Source organism: Streptomyces sp. NPDC006332, assembly GCF_040612855.1.
Classification (GTDB): domain Bacteria; phylum Actinomycetota; class Actinomycetes; order Streptomycetales; family Streptomycetaceae; genus Streptomyces.
The window spans coordinates 1-15,318 of the sequence record NZ_JBEXRA010000044.1 but is presented as its reverse complement, the minus strand read 5'-3'; the positions used below and the strand labels follow the sequence as shown (position 1 = coordinate 15,318).

Annotated in this window: 15 protein-coding genes and 2 pseudogenes; 10 read left to right on the top strand and 7 right to left on the bottom strand. The window is 68.1% G+C overall.

Annotated features, from left to right (window positions below; translation table 11 throughout):
- Positions 1–252: 252 nt before the first annotated feature.
- Positions 253–1,167, top strand: a complete 915-nt coding sequence (locus ABZ027_RS31365) for an MBL fold metallo-hydrolase (protein WP_356774171.1) — start codon at positions 253–255, stop codon at positions 1,165–1,167.
- A gap of 516 nt (positions 1,168–1,683) precedes the next feature.
- On the opposite strand, the gene ABZ027_RS31360 is transcribed toward ABZ027_RS31365, so the two are convergent.
- The 3 genes from ABZ027_RS31360 to ABZ027_RS31350 form a co-directional block, all read right to left on the bottom strand.
- Complete coding sequence (locus ABZ027_RS31360; protein WP_356774169.1) at positions 1,684–2,121, bottom strand: VOC family protein; 438 nt, start codon at positions 2,119–2,121, stop codon at positions 1,684–1,686.
- 379 nt (positions 2,122–2,500) lie between these two features.
- Complete coding sequence (locus tag ABZ027_RS31355) at positions 2,501–5,593, bottom strand: glycoside hydrolase family 2 TIM barrel-domain containing protein (protein WP_356774167.1); 3,093 nt, start codon at positions 5,591–5,593, stop codon at positions 2,501–2,503.
- 489 nt (positions 5,594–6,082) lie between these two features.
- Complete coding sequence (locus ABZ027_RS31350; protein ID WP_356774165.1) at positions 6,083–6,793, bottom strand: substrate-binding domain-containing protein; 711 nt, start codon at positions 6,791–6,793, stop codon at positions 6,083–6,085.
- Here ABZ027_RS31350 and ABZ027_RS31345 point away from each other — a divergent pair.
- The gene (locus ABZ027_RS31345) at positions 6,736–7,224 is read left to right on the top strand and encodes a hypothetical protein (protein WP_356774278.1); all 489 of its coding nucleotides are present in this window, start codon (positions 6,736–6,738) and stop codon (positions 7,222–7,224) included. The genes ABZ027_RS31350 and ABZ027_RS31345 overlap by 58 nt on opposite strands.
- Positions 7,225–7,340: 116 nt before the next feature.
- Positions 7,341–7,721 carry a DUF6624 domain-containing protein gene (locus tag ABZ027_RS31340; protein WP_356774163.1) on the top strand — a complete coding sequence of 127 codons (381 nt, stop codon included), beginning with the start codon at positions 7,341–7,343 and terminating at the stop codon, positions 7,719–7,721.
- Between the two features lie 86 nt (positions 7,722–7,807).
- Here ABZ027_RS31340 and ABZ027_RS31335 read toward each other — a convergent pair whose 3' ends face one another.
- Complete coding sequence (locus ABZ027_RS31335) at positions 7,808–8,308, bottom strand: PaaI family thioesterase (RefSeq protein ID WP_356774161.1); 501 nt, start codon at positions 8,306–8,308, stop codon at positions 7,808–7,810.
- 93 nt (positions 8,309–8,401) lie between these two features.
- Between ABZ027_RS31335 and ABZ027_RS31330 the strand changes: the two genes are divergently transcribed.
- Both ABZ027_RS31330 and ABZ027_RS31325 read left to right on the top strand, forming a co-directional pair.
- Positions 8,402–8,869, top strand: a complete 468-nt coding sequence (locus ABZ027_RS31330; protein WP_356774159.1) for a helix-turn-helix domain-containing protein — start codon at positions 8,402–8,404, stop codon at positions 8,867–8,869.
- 117 nt (positions 8,870–8,986) lie between these two features.
- Complete coding sequence (locus ABZ027_RS31325) at positions 8,987–9,559, top strand: TetR/AcrR family transcriptional regulator (RefSeq protein ID WP_356774157.1); 573 nt, start codon at positions 8,987–8,989, stop codon at positions 9,557–9,559.
- A 216-nt stretch (positions 9,560–9,775) separates the two neighbouring features.
- On the opposite strand, the pseudogene ABZ027_RS31320 reads toward ABZ027_RS31325, so the two are convergent.
- A pseudogene (locus ABZ027_RS31320) lies at positions 9,776–9,856 on the bottom strand (hypothetical protein); the annotation flags it as partial.
- Positions 9,857–10,092: 236 nt separating this feature from the next.
- Here ABZ027_RS31320 and ABZ027_RS31315 point away from each other — a divergent pair.
- The 5 genes from ABZ027_RS31315 (at position 10,093) to ABZ027_RS31295 (ending at position 13,501) form a co-directional block, all read left to right on the top strand.
- Positions 10,093–11,085: an alpha/beta hydrolase gene (locus tag ABZ027_RS31315; RefSeq protein ID WP_356774155.1), complete on the top strand. Its 993-nt coding sequence runs from the start codon at positions 10,093–10,095 to the stop codon at positions 11,083–11,085.
- 89 nt (positions 11,086–11,174) lie between these two features.
- Positions 11,175–11,567 carry a nuclear transport factor 2 family protein gene (locus tag ABZ027_RS31310; protein ID WP_356774153.1) on the top strand — a complete coding sequence of 131 codons (393 nt, stop codon included), beginning with the start codon at positions 11,175–11,177 and terminating at the stop codon, positions 11,565–11,567.
- A 25-nt stretch (positions 11,568–11,592) separates the two neighbouring features.
- A complete protein-coding gene (locus tag ABZ027_RS31305) occupies positions 11,593–12,291 on the top strand; it encodes a type 1 glutamine amidotransferase domain-containing protein (RefSeq protein ID WP_356774151.1) in 699 nt (232 codons plus the stop codon).
- A gap of 169 nt (positions 12,292–12,460) precedes the next feature.
- Positions 12,461–13,330, top strand: a complete 870-nt coding sequence (locus ABZ027_RS31300) for a helix-turn-helix transcriptional regulator (protein WP_356774149.1) — start codon at positions 12,461–12,463, stop codon at positions 13,328–13,330.
- A gap of 24 nt (positions 13,331–13,354) precedes the next feature.
- The gene (locus tag ABZ027_RS31295; RefSeq protein WP_356774147.1) at positions 13,355–13,501 is read left to right on the top strand and encodes a hypothetical protein; all 147 of its coding nucleotides are present in this window, start codon (positions 13,355–13,357) and stop codon (positions 13,499–13,501) included.
- Positions 13,502–13,913: 412 nt separating this feature from the next.
- Here ABZ027_RS31295 and ABZ027_RS31290 read toward each other — a convergent pair whose 3' ends face one another.
- On the bottom strand, positions 13,914–14,783 hold the full coding sequence (locus ABZ027_RS31290; protein WP_356774145.1) for a helix-turn-helix transcriptional regulator: 870 nt from the start codon (positions 14,781–14,783) through the stop codon (positions 13,914–13,916).
- A 103-nt stretch (positions 14,784–14,886) separates the two neighbouring features.
- Positions 14,887–15,318 (bottom strand): annotated as a pseudogene (locus ABZ027_RS31285) (transcriptional regulator); the annotation flags it as partial.

Sequence of the window (15,318 nt, the reverse complement as noted above, 5' to 3'; positions counted from 1 at the left end):
GGCCGCCGTCCTCGCGGCATCCAGTGCGCCGACGCTCCTCTGCCCCCCAGTACCAGGCCGCCTAGGACCTGTCCACCCTCACCATCCCCGTGGTCCTACCGCCTACTCCCTGACGCCGCTGGTTGCCCTTCTCGTCACCGGAACGCTTCCCGACCACCTCGGGCGACACCCCGTGCCGGAGCGGCCGAGACGCGAGGCGGCCACTGCGCACACAACGACCTTCCGTAACGAGACACAGGGAAACGACCGACCATGAGCACCGCACCCGCCACGGGCCCGACCGCCATCCCCTCCTGGACCGTGGGCGACGTCACCGTCCACCGCATCGACGAGGTTCTCCTGCCGCCCGCCACCGGACCCTGGCTGCTGCCCGGCGCCACCCCAGGCGTCGTCGCCGGGCAGGACTGGCTGCGCCCCCACTTCGCCGACGACGAGGGCATCCTGCACATCGACAGCCACAGCTTCGCGTTCGCCGTGAGCGGGCTGCGTGTCCTGGTGGACACCGGCATCGGCAACGGCAAGGAGCGGGCCAACCCCGCCTGGCACAACCTGAACACCGACTACCTTCAGCGTCTGACGGCCGCCGGATTCCCCCCGGACTCCGTCGACTTGGTGGTCCTCACCCACCTCCACGCCGACCACGTCGGCTGGAACACCCACCAGGTGAACGGCGATTGGGTCCCCACCTTCCCCAACGCCCGCTACCTGACCTCGCGCGTCGAGCGGGAGTTCTGGGCCGGGTACGACATGGAGGAGGCGCGCAAGCAGATGTTCCGCGACTCCGTGATCCCGGTGGAGGAGGCGGGGCTGCTCGACCTCGTCGACGTCCCCGCCGACGGCGTCGAGGTCGTCCCGGGCCTGCGCTTGATCCCCACCCCCGGGCATACGCCCGGCCACGTCGCCGTTGAGCTGACCAGCCGCGGAGAGACGGCTCTGATCACCGGCGACTGCATCCACCACCCCGTCCAGCTCGCTCACCCCGCCATCGGGGCCTGCGTCGACATCGACCCCGAGCGGTCCGAGGCCTCGCGCCGCACGCTGCTCGGCTCGCTCGCCGGCACGGACACCCTCGTCCTGGGCACCCACTTCGCGCCGCCCACCTCCGGCCGCGTCGTCACCCATGAGGGCGCCTACCGGCTCTCGCCCGTCCCCGCCGACCCGCACTGATCCGGTGTCGGCCCAGCCCTTGTCCGGCCGGCCCTCCCCACGGCCGGACAAGGCCGGACAGCACTCCCGTTACGGGCCGATCTTCTTGGGAGATCCTCCGCAACCCAGAGTTACCCAGGTTGATCCGAACGCCGCAGCAGCTGTGCGGCCGGCTACACCGCCATCTCAGCGTCCCGGTCCACTCCTCACCGCCGGTGGCACGGCAGTTGTTGTGCATCTTGGGCTCAGTATCGCTTCGGCAGCCGCTCGACGACCGCCCGAAGACCCGGCTCGCACCGCAACCTCGCGACATCCGCGAGGCACTCACCGCCGAGCGCGACCGCCGGGGCGACGTCCAGGTCTCACGAACCGTCTCGACCAGCAGTTCACCACGGCTTGCGACATCACCCCGCGACCGCCGCCCTCGACGCGGACACGCTCGTGGGACCCGCTACGCCTGTGCACCTGGAAAGTGCCTCCGCCGGTGGCGGGCAGCTCGCCTCGTGACAACGCGAAGCTCATTGGCCCGATCGGCCGTCAGTTCTTCTTCAGCTCCTCGGCGAGCATCACAATGATGCCGCTGGGACCGCGGACGTACGTAAGTTTGTAGACGTCCTCATAGGTCGCCACACCGCGAAGCGGACGGCATCCGTGCCTCGCGGCTACCTCAAGGGCCGCATCGATGTCGTCGACTGAGAAGGCGACGCGATGCATGCCGATCTCATTGGGACGAGTGGGTTTCGACTCGATCGCTTCGGGGTGGATGTACTCGAAGAGCTCAAGGCGACCGTGACCGTCTGGCGTCTGGAGCATCGCGATGTGGGCGTGATTGCCATCAAGGCCGACAGCAGTGTCGGTCCACTCACCACTGACCGTGTCACGGCCGACCACCGTGAGGCCGAGGTCGGTGAAAAAGGAGATCGTCGCTTCGAGGTCGCGAACGGCGATGCCGACGTTCTCAAATTTGATGGCCATGCGTTGCATGCTACCGAGCGGGGCTGATCGGGTACTGCAGGCAAGGACGCGACCGTGTACCAGGGAGAGACACCCAGCGTCGAACGTGTACCCGCCGCCCGACAGATGAGCAGGCCCGAGCCACAGCCTGGACGTGTGCGGCGTGCGTGCCGCCCGTGCGCAGTCGGCTCACTTGAGGGCGGACTGGAGCTGTGTGCGGGTCAGCTTTGCGGATCTCGTCGGCGTGGGGGCGCGGCGGGGAAGCTCGCGGGACTCACCGGCACAGGCCCTTCTTCCCCTGCTCAAGGGCGGCCGGTTTGAGGCATGACATTCCGTCAACGCTCCGGACGGGGCTGGTTCCCGTCCGGAGGGTTCAATGACGCTGCGGGGCCCGTTGCTCTCAGCCGGGTACCTCCAGCTTGCTGATGCGCACCGCGCCGCGGGCCTCGCCCGGGTGCGCGCTGGTCAACACGAGCCGCAGCCGGGAGCCCCGTGCGGCGTCGAAGGTGATGACTGTGGGAGCGTCCGAGGCGGTGCCCCAGTCGACGGCCGCTCCATTCACCGGCACGTACGCACCCCCGTCCCACACCTCGACCCCGACGGAGGCGGGCAGGCTGTGGGTCGCGCTCAGCGTGAAGGAGGCCTCCACGCGGTCGAAGGTCCGCGTGCGTCCGAAGTCCACGGAGACCCAGTCCTCGGCGCGTGCCCCGCCGAACGCGGGCAGCAGGGCCGTAGCCGCCTTACTGAAGGCGTTGGACCAGCCCGTGGCTGGGTCGCCGTCGAGCATGGCCGCGGGCAGGGTGTCAGGGCGCCCGGAGTAACTGGCGTCTCCGTGCGGATAGTTGGGCAACTGAGGAAAGTCGGGCTCGAAGACGACGGCCGGGGTGGTGGCTGCCGATCGGGCAGGCGTGGTGCGCACGTTCACCGTGCCCGTCTTCAGACCCGCCGCGCGGGCAGTCACCTTCAGGGTTCCGGGCTTCGGGCCGGACCGCACGATCGCGAGCGCTTTCCCGTGGAAGGCGGTCCGAGTGCGGGCCTGATACCGCTCGGCGCTCTCCTGACGGCCGTTGTCGAGTCCGGCGAGCGAGCCGCCCTTCACGTCGAAGGCGATCAGGTCCTCGGCGTCGGGCACCACCACCCCGCGGGCGTCGACGATATCGGCGGTGACGAAGACCAGGGAACGGCCGTCGGCGGCCAGGGACGTGCGGTCGGCGGTGAGGCGTACGGCGTGCGGCGCGCCGGCGGTGCGCAGCACGTCGGTGGCGACCACCCTGCCGTGCCTGCGCGCCACCGCCTTCAACTCGCCCGGCTTGTAGGGCACTTTCCAGGTCAGGTGGAGCTTGCCCGCGCTGCCGTTCGGACTGGTGTAACTGCCAGGGTAGGGGCCTTCGGTGAAGGTCTTGTCGTCGCCGGTCGCCTCGGTGGTCTCCAGGTACCCACGACCGTCGACGGTCTTCTTGGTGTCGAACTTCCTTGTGCCCAGGGACTTTCCGTTGAGGAACAGCTCGACGGTACCGACGTTGGAGTACGCCCACACCTCGACCGTGTCACCTTCCTCGTGGTTCCAGGTCATGGGCAGTAGATGGACCATGGGCTCGTCGACCCACTGGCTTTGGAACAGGTGGTACATGTCCTTGGGGAACCCGGCCGTGTCGACCGCGCCGAAGAAGGACGCCTTCACCGGGAAGACGTCGTACGGCGTCGGCTCTCCGATGTAGTCGATGCCGGACCACAGGAACTGCCCGGCGAACCACTTGCGGTCACGGTCCTTCTTGTGTCCGTACTCGCCGCTCATGGTCCAGGAGGCGAGGTTGTTGTCGTAGGACGAGGTCGCCCGCTTCCCCGGGGTGTAATTCTCGCCGGTGTTGAGGTGCTCCGGTTCCTGGTACGCGCCGCGGGTCGAGGTCTCCGAGGACGACTCTGACTCGAAGAGGAAGAGGTGGGGGTAGCGGGCGTGCAGGGCGTCCACCGACTTGGCGGTGTTGTAGTTGAGGCCGAGGCCGTCCAGTTTGGCGAGGATCAGGTCGGCCGGGGAGCCTTCGGCAGGCACGCTGCGGTGCCGGTCGGAGCCGATCACGACCGGGCGGGTGTCGTCGAGCGCCTTGATGCCCGCGATGAGACGGTCCGCGATGGCCAGCCCGGCGGTGGCGGTGAACTCGGGGATCTCGTTGCCGATCGACCACATGACGACGGCGGGCGAGTTGCGGGCGGCGAGCACCATCTCCGCGATGTCCCGGTCGGACCACTCGTCGAAGAACCGGCCGTAGTCGTAGCGCGTCTTGGGGCTCTTCCAGCAGTCGAACGCCTCCACCAGCATCACGATGCCCAGTTCCTCGCAGACCTCGATCATCTCCGGGGAGGGCGGGTTGTGGGAGGTGCGGAAGGCGTTGACGCCCATCGACTGCATGATCGTCATCTGCCTGCGGATGGCGTCCTTGCTGACCGCGGCACCGAGCGCGCCCAGGTCGTGGTGCAGGTCGACGCCCTTGAGCTTGTGGTGGGTGCCGTTGAGGTGGAAGCCCTCGTCCGGGTCGAAGCGGAAGGTGCGGAACCCGAACGGGGTGCGGTATGTGTCGACGGTTCTGCCGCCGACCCGCAGGTCGGTCTCCAGGGTGTAGCGGCGGGGCGACCCTATGTCCCACAACTGGGGCGCGGGAACTGAGAGTTCCTGCGTCCCGGTCGCCTGTTCTTCGACGGAGACTGTGCTCGCCACGCGCGCCACCGTGCGACCGCGCGGGTCCTTGATCCGGGACCGGATCTCCACCGGCAGCGCGGTACCGGTCTCGTTCACCACGGAGGTCCGCACCCTCACCATGGCGCGCTCGTCGGTGATCTCGGGCGTGGTGACGTGGGTGCCCCAGCGGGCCACGTGCACCGGTTCGGTGACCACGAGACGGGCCTCGCGGTAGATGCCGCTGCCCGAGTACCAGCGGCTGCTGGGGAGCCGGTTCTGCACCTTGACCGCGATGACGTTCTCCGTGGTCCCGTCCGCGTGCAGCAGGTCGGTGACGTCGAAGGCGAATCCGGTGTAGCCGTAGGGGTGCCGGCCGACCTCAGTGCCGTTGCAGTAGACGTACGAGTCCATGTAGACGCCGTCGAACTCCACCGAGATCCGCTTGCCGGCCAGGGCGGGCGGCAGGGTGAAGGCGAGGCGGTACCAGCCGAGCCCGCCGGGGAAGAAGCCGGTGCCGCTCGTGGTGCCGTTCTGCGTGGTCGGCGCCAGCTCGATGCTCCAGTCGTGCGGCACCGCCACCTCCCGCCATCCGGAGTCGTCGTACCCGGGTGCGGCGGCGTCGGCGTACTCGCCCGTCGGGTCGGTGATCCCGCCCGGGTTGACCAGCGCGAAGCGCCAGCCGTCGCGCAGGGCGACCAAGCTGCGGCCTGACGTGCCTCCCGCGGACTCGGTGGCCTGCGCCACCGGGGTGCCCAGCAGCGCTCCGGCCGCCGGTGCCGCGGCGGAAGCGAGCAAGACTGATCTGCGAGTGACCTGCATGCGGCTCTCCCTCAATTGGGCCCAGAAGTACTCACAACTGATCGCGAACAAACAGATTCTGACGGGCTGCCACACGAGCCCGTCAAGGGTCCGGGCGGTGACTTCTGCCCCAGTCGCCACAACGACCGGATTTCCCCCTTGCCCGAGGTCACTTCACCGAGCCTCCGCACCCGCTACGACGCCGTCTGTCCCACCGAGACCATCGAAACCGGCGGGACCGGATCCTCAACGAGGCGTGCGAGAGCGCTGCCCCCTCAAGCTGATGCGGCTGTTCGGCATCACCGTGCAGGCGGCCATGCGCTACGTCGTCGCCGCCCACCCGGAGCGACAGCCAACCTGCCTCGGTAGGCTGTCCCGTCACCCAGCGAAACGCTGCGGTGATCGCCTTCGACGATGCCAGCCGCGGCACGAGGTGCCCACTGAGTCGACTACTCGTGATTCATCCCGTCGATGCAGGCAGGCGCCGCTCAGCGGGGCCAGCCCCGACCCTCACAGGTCCGTGACGGCGGGCGAGAGCGTGGCGAGGTGGGTGGAGGCCCTCACCACCAGAGTGGGGGCCAGCCGTTCGGACTTCACCTGCTCGCCGTCGAGAAGTCGGACGAGCAGATCCACGGCGAGACCCCCCATCTCATGCATGGGGGAACGGACAGTGGTCAGCGGGACGGGCAACTCCCGTGCCAGTGGTGTGTCGTTGAAGCCGGCCACCGCCACATCCCTGCCGGGACGGAGCCCATGATCGCGCAAGGTGCCCAGGACACCGATCGCGGCGAAGTCATTGACGGCGAAGATGGCGGTCGGCCGGGTCCGCCCCCGCAGGAGTTGTTCGGCAGCCTGGCGGCCACCCGCGGCATCGAAGCGGGAATGGACGATCCGGGAGGAGGGGAGCTGAATCCCTGCCTCGCGGTAGCGGTCGCGGAATCCCGCTGTCCGGTCGATGCCCGTGCTGGCGTACGGCTCCCCGGCGACAACCGCTACGCGTTCGTGCCCGAGCTCCAGGAAATGCTCCGCGACCAGTCGGCCGCCACGGTAGTCGTCGCAGGTTGCCGAGGGGTGATCGCCCGTTCGCCGGTTGACGAGCGCGAAGGGGATCCGGAGCCGGGCAGGAAGACACCACCGCTGCCGACCAGGAAGCCTCGGCGCCGATGCGGCAGGGCCCGCTCTGGGTGGTGCGCCGCGTCCTCGCCGACTTCTCCGAAGCACAGTTCTACGGCAACGAGATCGCCACGATCTGCCTCATCGGCGGCACTGTCCTCACCTATCTGCTCAACCCGCTCAACCCTGTCTACGGGACCGGTTTCCTCCCCGCGGTCCTCAGCGCACAGTTCCTGACCGCGACCATCGGCGTACTGCTGTATCAGCGCCGATGGGCCGCCGCAGGCTGGTATCCCACCTTCGTCCCCGTCGTCTCGGCGGCACCGGCGGTCGTCCTTACCTACGGCCCTACCGTGCCCGCCGTGATCGTCGGCGCGGTGCTCGGGGCGCTCACGGCCCCACCGCTGGCGGCATGGATCTCCAAGCGGCTCCCGGACGACTTCCACCCCTTCATCGGCAACGTGATCTCCATGGCCGTATGCAGCCTGACCATCGTTCCCCTGCTGGGCTTCCTCCCTGGTTTCACCACCGCGTCCTGAACACCACGGAGCGGGCTCTTCCGGCACACGCACGCCGACAGAGCCCGCTCTGAGTCATTCCGGCCGACTGCCTTTACACCCGATTTGCTCCTCTAGGCTTGCGGCGGACGCAACGCATGGAGCTGACCTGGGAGTTGAGAGTGGCGTACGACGTTGCCGCGCTGGCGGTGGAACTGGTCGGCGAGGAGGCCGCACGCGCAGCATGGCTCATCGCTCAGCACGCCGACCGGCAGCTCGACGTTCAGCATCGCGCCTTGCAGTTGATGCAGCAGGCGGTCTCGGCAGGCTCGGCCAGGCCGCGCGAGCTGGTCTTCCTGCGCGACCGCACGCTGGTCAATGAGGGCCGCAAGCAAGTCTACGGAACTCAGATCGCCGGCGTGAAGGACGGGGCGCCGGTTCCGTGGCCCTGTGAAGAGCCCGAGCGCATGGACGAACTCCGTGCGGAAGTCGGCATCGAGCCCTTCGACGAGTACGTCGCCAAGTTCTCCATGGCCTGACGCCCCCTTCCCGGTCGCGTCCGGTGGATCACTGCCCGGGCTCACCTGCCGCGGACAGGGCTCGATTCACCGATCGCCGTTGAGGCTCACCCTTGAGAGGAAGGCACCGGGAAGAGCATGCAACTACTGGTGGCATGGGCGAGCAGTCGGTCCGTCCCGTCGAACAACTGCGCCTGGGCTAGGGCGGTTTGACGCCCCTTGCTGACTACCGTGCCGATCGCCCGCACCGTGCCCGTGTCCACGGTGATCCGCCGAAGGAACTTCACCGTCAAGTCCAGCGAGGTGTATGCCACGCCCTGCGGCAAGGTGGACTGAACGGCGCAACCCGCAGCCGAATCGAGCAGTGTGGCGAAGATGCCGCCGTGCACGCTGCCGATCGGGTTGTAGTGCTCCTCCCCCGGCGTCAGCGAGAAGACCGCCCTGCCGGGCTCCACCTCGTCCAGGGTGAAGTCGATGGAGTAATTGATGGGCGGCCCCGGCAGTCGCCCCGCCTGCAGCTCGCGCAGGAAATCGATGCCTGCCATGCGCCCGGCGGCTTCCGCCAGGATCGCGGGATCTTCCCATTGATACGTACGTGTTCGGCCCACGACCCAGCGCCTTCCCATCTGACTTTTAGAAATGAAGCTAGTTGCGAGCTCACCTGACTGTCAATGACGAAGCCAGGCCCCTACGATGGCGGGATGGAGTGGCTTGAGGCGAGCACGGAGAACTGCCCCGTCCAGCGCACGCTCGACGTGGTCGGAGAGAAATGGACGCTGCTGATCCTGCGTGACGCCGTCAACGGAGTCCGCCGCTTCGACGACTTCCACCGCCACATCGGCCTGTCGGAAGCCGTCCTCAGCGACCGCCTCCGCAAACTGGTCTCGTCCGGTGTCCTGAAGACCGTCCCCTACCAGGAAGCGGGCAGCCGCTCCCGCAACGAGTACCGGCTCACCCGCAAGGGCTGGGACCTGTGGCCCGTCCTGATGGCGCTGCGTCAGTGGGGCGAGGCGTACGCCCTCGGCCCCGAGGGCCCGGTACTGGACGTTCGCCACACCGACTGCGACGCCCCGCTCCGCGTCGTCGTCGAGTGCTCCGCGGACCACTCCACCCTCACCCCCGGGGAAGTCACCGCCCGGCTGGGACCCGGCGCCCGCCGCCGGCCCTGAACCATCGGTCAGGACTCGCGGGCCGGTGATCGCCTACGGTCATGATATTACGCGCGTCAGGTCATACCTTAGGCTTGGCGTGGGGCAATGTCCTCGCGGAGCGAATGGAGGAAGCTCGTGGTGCGCTACACCAAGGAGCACAAACAGGTGACCCGGCAACGGATCATCGAGAAGTCCGGCCGGCGATTCAAGCAGGACGGCATTGACGGCTCGGGAATCTCCACACTGATGTCGGACGCCGGGCTCACCAACGGGGCCTTCTACGCGCACTTCGCCTCCAAGGACGACCTCGTCGCCAACGTCATTGCCGACCAACTGGGCACGCAGATCGCCGCGTACGGCACACTGCGGCCCGGCCGCGCTGGACTCGAGGACCTCATCCGCGAGTACCTGTCGCCTGCGCACCGGGACCACCCGGGCACCGGATGCCCCTCCGCCGCCCTGCTCGACGAGATCGGCCGCTGCGAAGACGGAACCAAGCAGGCCTACACCGACGGCGCGCGGAACATCCTCGAAGAGATCGCCGCCCGACTGTCACCTGAGGACCCGCAGTCCGCTCGCGGTAAGGCCATCGGGCTCTACACCATGATGGTGGGAACGCTGCAGCTGTCCCGCGCCCTCTCCGACCGGAAGTTCGCCGACGAGGTCCTCGAGCAGGGCATCGAGAACGGCCTCGCCTTCATGCGCTGAGATGCGCCGACGGGGCTTCGCCAGCCAGAAACACACGTCGCGCATGGCGGCCCCCGACACCGGTCTGGAAGACCCCAGCAGTGCATGACCGCGGGTGCGCTCCTTGAGGCGGGCCAGGAACTCCTTCCCGGCTCGACGCCCGTTCGCGATGCGGGTGAAGAAGGGGAGGAACTGCTTCGGGTCCTGGAGAAGCACCGTCACGTTCTTGATGCCCTCGCCGCCCGCAGGACCGGTGCCGCTGAGGATCAGCTTGCGGACGAGCTGCGGGTCAGTCTGCACGATCACCTGGGCGATCATGCCGCCCATCGAGAAGCCGTGGATGTCGACGTGCTCGAGCTCAAGTGACCGTGGCCCCGCGCCAGCGGGCAAGCTGGGCGGCCAGCGAGCCGACCCCGCCGAGGACACCGTTGATCAGAACGAGTTTGCCGTCGACGGGGTCGTAGGCGAAGACGGGAAAGCACGCGGGGAATGAGACAGGGAGTCGACTACCCGGTGTCTCACATCCAGGGGAAAATTTCTTCCCCCTATCGCGAGTGGACATCATCTCGGCACCGGCGAATCATGGTGTGCGGACCGCCGATTGGCGGATCGCGGCCGACAAAGGAACAGGCGCCATGGTCGAGACTGTTTCATTCAGGAACAAGGCAGTGGAAATCGCGGGGCACGTCCACCTACCGGAAGAATTCGACAGAGAAAAGAAGTACCCGGCCCTCGTCGGAATTCACCCGGCCGGCGGCGTGAAGGAACAGACCATCGGCCAGTACGCGAAGCGGCTGGCCGCCCACGGATTCGTCACCGTGGTCTACGACTCCTCCTGTCAGGGAGAAAGCGGCGGCGAACCGCGTCTCCTGGAAGACCCGACGACCAGGGTGGAGGACGCCCGCTGCGCGGCGGACTTCCTCACCACTCTCCCGTACGTCGACACCGAGCGGATGGGCGTCTTCGGTATCTGCGCGGGCGGAGGTTACGCGATCAGCGTGGCGCAGACCGAACGCCGCTTCAAGGCGGTGGCCACCGTCAGCGCTGCTCCGATGGGCGAAGGCTCCAGAGGGTTCCTGGGGCACCTGTCTCCGGTGGCCGAGCAGATCAAGACCCTGGAAATGGTCGCTCAGCAGCGCACGGCGGAGGCCAGGGGAGCAGATCCTGTCTACGCCCCGTTCGTCCCGGAGACGCTGGAAGAGATCGACGACAACACCCCGGACCTCCTGCGTGAGGGATACGACTACTACCGGACTCCGCGTGGTCAGCACCCCAATTCGAAGGGACGTTTCCTGCTGACCAGCATGGACAAGATGTACGCGTTCTCGGCGTTCGACCAAATTCCGGAACTGCTGACCCAGCCGCTGCTTCTCATCGCGGGGAGCAAGGCGGACACAAAGGTGTTCAGCGACCAGGCGTACGAGCTTTCCAAGGGGCCGAAGGAACTGTTCGTCGTCGACGGCGCGACTCATATCGCCATGTACGACGTCCCCGAATACATGGACCAGGCGCTCACCAAGATGGTGAAGTTCTTCGCCGTCCTTTAAGCAGAAGGAAATCGTTCGAGGAGCCCAGAGCCCGACCGACGCCTTCATTCGCCCCCCGCCCGACGCCCCCACCCTGCAAGGAGCACACCATGTCCGATTCCCCGAGTCTCGCCCTCATCCGCCGGGTCTACGAGTCCCGAATGGCACCCGAGGTCACCGAGGAGGTGATGGCTTCGGACTTCGTCTGGGACATCACCCCGGGCTTCCCGAACAGCGGTGTCTACCACGGCTGGGACAGCGTGGCCAAGGACTTCTTCGGCAAGACGATGCCGAACTACGAGTCCTTCGGCGCGGTGCCCGAGGAGTTCTACGCGGACGAGACCGGCCATGTCTTCGTCTACGGCCATTACCACGCCGAGACCAAGACGGGAAACAAGGCCGACGTCCGGTTCATCCACCTGTGGACCGTCCGTGACGGCCAGGCCGTGGAAATGCGGCAGGCCGCCGACAGCCACGTCCTCCAGGAAGCCCTCAAGGCCTGACACTCCCCCTCATCAGGAGCTCCCCATGGCGAAGATCCTCTTCGTGATCACCGCGTCCGACCACTGGACGCTGGCCGACGGAACCCGCCAGCCCGCCGGGTTCTGGGCCGAGGAGGCCCTCGGCCCCTACCAGGTCTTCAAGGAGGCCGGATACGGGATCGCCGCGGCGACGCCCGGCGGCGTGCCGCCCACCCCCGACGCGCTCAGCCTCACCCCCGACTTCAACGGTGGCGAGGAAGGCGCCCAGCGCATGCGGGCCGCGCTGCGGGAGGCCACCGAGCTGGCGCACCCGATGCGCATCGAGGACGTGAACATCGACGACTACGTGGCCGTCTTCTATCCCGGCGGCTGGGGTCCCATGGAGGACCTGCCCGACAACGACGCCTCTGGCAAGCTCCTCACCGCCTGCCTCGCCTCCGGCAAGCCGGTCTCCCTGGTCTGCCACGGCCTCGCGGCCCTGCTCGCCACCATCGGCCCCGACGGCTCGTCCCCCTTCTCCGGCTACCGCCTGACCGGCCTGTCCAACGCCGAGGAGAGGCAGAACGGTCTCGCGGACCGCGCGAAGTGGCTGCTGCAGGACCGCCTCGTGGGCGAACTCAAGGCCGACTACCGTGAGGCCGACCCGTTCACCCCGTACGTCCAGGTCGACCGCACCCTGTTCACCGGACAGAACCCGTACTCGGCGGTCCCCCTGGCCCAGGAACTGGTCAAGGCACTGAGCTGACGCCCCGGAAAGGCTCCCGCCGGGGGCCCAACGCACTCTCGCGCCCCGGGCCGACGGCCTCGTTGCAGTACCGCCCACACCCAGAGGAGACCGTCGCCCACTGGCCGATCAGACAGGGGAAGGATCTGTACCCCTCACACGATGCAACGTCTGTGCCAGGCTGGAGGTCATGAACCGCAATCCGCGTCTGAACGAGCTGGGTGAGTTCCTCAAGGCCCGTCGGGCCGAGCTCACCCCCTCCGAGGTCGGTCTCCGCGGCGGGCCACGGCGGCGTGTGAAGGGTCTGCGCCGTGAGGAAGTGGCACTGCTCGCCGCGATCAGCACCGAGTACTACACACGGATCGAGCAGGGTCGGCTCCAGGCGTCGGCTCCCCTCCTCGACGAGATCGCCCAGGCCCTGCGACTGAACGACGATCAGCGCACCTACCTCTTCGACCTCGCGGCGAAGGAGAGGGTGCGCCCGTCCACGTACCGCGAGCGCCAGCAGGTGGACCCGCAACTGCAGCGCATGCTGAACGATCTCACCGCCTCCCCGGCCTTCGTCATCGGCCGGTGCACCGACATCCTCGGCTGGAACCAGCTCGCCGCCGCCCTGTGGACCGATTTCGGGCGCTACCCCGAGCAGGAGCGTGTGTTCGTCCGGCTGCTGTTCACCGAACCCTGGGTGCGCGATCTGTACGTCGACTGGGAGGAGGTCACACGGCTGGCCATCGCCCAACTGCGCATGGAGAGCGCGCGCTACCCCGACGACCAGCCCCTCACCGCACTGGTCAAGGAGCTGTCCGCCCGTGACCCGCAGTTCCGGCAGTGGTGGACCGAACACGACGTCGCGATGCGGGGCCAGGGCGTCAAGAAGCTGCGGCACCCGGTGGTCGGCGAGCTGACCCTCGACTGGAACACGCTCACCTGTGGCACGGACCCCGACCAGCACATCATCGTGTGGAACGCCGAACCCGGCACCCCCTCCCACGACGGACTGCGCCTCCTCGCCTCCTGGGCCGCCGACCAGAAGCCGACGGCATCCGACGCGGCGACCTGAGCCCTCCCCCACGACCGTCCACAAGTGCTGTCCGGCGGTGTGGTGCGCGCCGCGTCCGTCAACGCTGTCGATGCCCTCCAGCCCAGCGGACCCGCCCGACCGCCGTTCGTTCCCTGCATGGAGGCCGCCGGCGTCGTGGTCCAGATCGGCGCGGGTACCGAGACGACCTGAGCGTCGGTGACCACGTGAGGCGATCGTGAGTCGGCCGAGCTCCCACCCTGCTGCTGCGAGCGCTGTGACCGGCGCGGTCGCTGTCGCCGACGCGGCTCGTCGAGTACAGCGAGGTGCCGCTGCCGGTGGTCCCAGGACGCCCTGGACGAGATCGAACAGCGTCGTATTCGAACAGCATCGTACGGGCACCGCGAGGGCATGAAACCGCCCCTCACCGACGCGGGACGCAAGGCCGTGGCAAGGCTCACGGCGGACCGCCAGCATGCGCCCTGCCGGGTGTGGGCAGGCGGCGTCTCTCCCCGCGTCCGGCCCCTCCATGGCGGCGGGCCCCGGCAGCCGCGCTGGGTGGCCTCCAGCCTCCACGGTCCCGACAACCCTGTGGCCGGCGGCGAGCCACCTGGGCTCGGAGACCTCAGGCTGCCGAATCCCGTGCGGGCTGGTCCTGCTCCGCGGTCCACGATGCCAGGAACAGAAGCCCGTCGTGGGAGGGGGTACCGGGATCAGCGGTCGCGATCACCAGCTTCTGCGTGGGATCGGCGGTGCAGGTCAGGCTGTCCCAGTCGAGGGTGAGGTCGCCGACGATCGGGTGACGCAGCCGCTTGGTGCCCATCAGCTGGCCGTTCATCTGGCGTCCTGCCCACCACTGCCGGAAGTCGGCGTCGGCGACGGACAACTCGCCGACGAGCGCCGTCAGTCCGGGGTCGCTGGGATGCCGGGCGGCCTCCATGCGCAGATGGGCGACGCAGGTGCGGGCGTGCGTCCTCCAGTCGAGGCAGAGCTCTCGGAAGGCGGGGTCGGTGAACATCAGCCGCGCGTAGTTGCGCTTCTTGGCGGCCACATTGTCGAAGTCGGTGAGCAGAGCGGCCGCCAGGGGGTTCCAGGCGAGGATGTCGAGGCGCCGTCCGAGGACGAGTGCGGGGGTCGCGGTCAGCTCGTCCAGGATGCGTCTGAGTTGCGGGTGCACCTTCTGCACCGGCCGGCGGCGCGGTTCGCACGTGCCCCCCGCTGCCAGCTCGAAGAGGTGGTCGCGCTGGGCGTCGTCGAGGTGCAGGACGTGGGCGAGCGCGGCGAGCACCGACCTCGACACCGGGGCTCGCCCCTGTTCCAGCCGGGCGTAGGCGTGGGTGCTGATCCCCACGAGTCGAGCGACCTCCTCACGGCGTAGCCCGGGCACTCGCCGGGGCGTCCCGGACTCGGGCAGACCGACGGTCCGCGGGCTGAGTTGGGCCCGGCACACCTTGAGGAATTCTCCCAGTTCAGGAAAGCGCACTTTGGTGTACATGGCAGCGAGTGTCACAGTATTCAGCCGAAATGTAAGGGGGAGGTTTTTCTACCAGGCCTGTCGTCTGTCCTTCGCGAATCGGCGGGCCGGTGAGACCGTCGTATCAGCCGGGCAGACCGGTGGCCCGCGAGGCGAGGGCGCGCAGTCCGTCGTATGACGGCGTGCCCGGCTCCGCCGTCCAGAGGACGAGTTCCTGATCGGGATCGCCGCAGCAGACGAGGGTGTCCCAGTCCAGGACGAGTTCGCCCACGAGGGGATGGCGGAATCTCTTGACGCCCGCCCTGCGCGACGGCGCGCAACGACTTCCCCACCATTGACCGAATTCCCTGTCCTCCACGGAGAGTTCACCGACCAAGTTGATCAACTGCGGATCCTCGGGGTGTTTGGCGGCCTCCCTGCGCAGATGGGACACGCAGTCACGGGCGACGGCTCGCCAGTCTGCGTAGAGCGTCCGCATGGAGGGATCGGTGAAGAGGATGCGGACGCAGTTCCGCCTGCCTTCCGGCACCTTCGCGAAGTCGGTGAACAGGGCGAC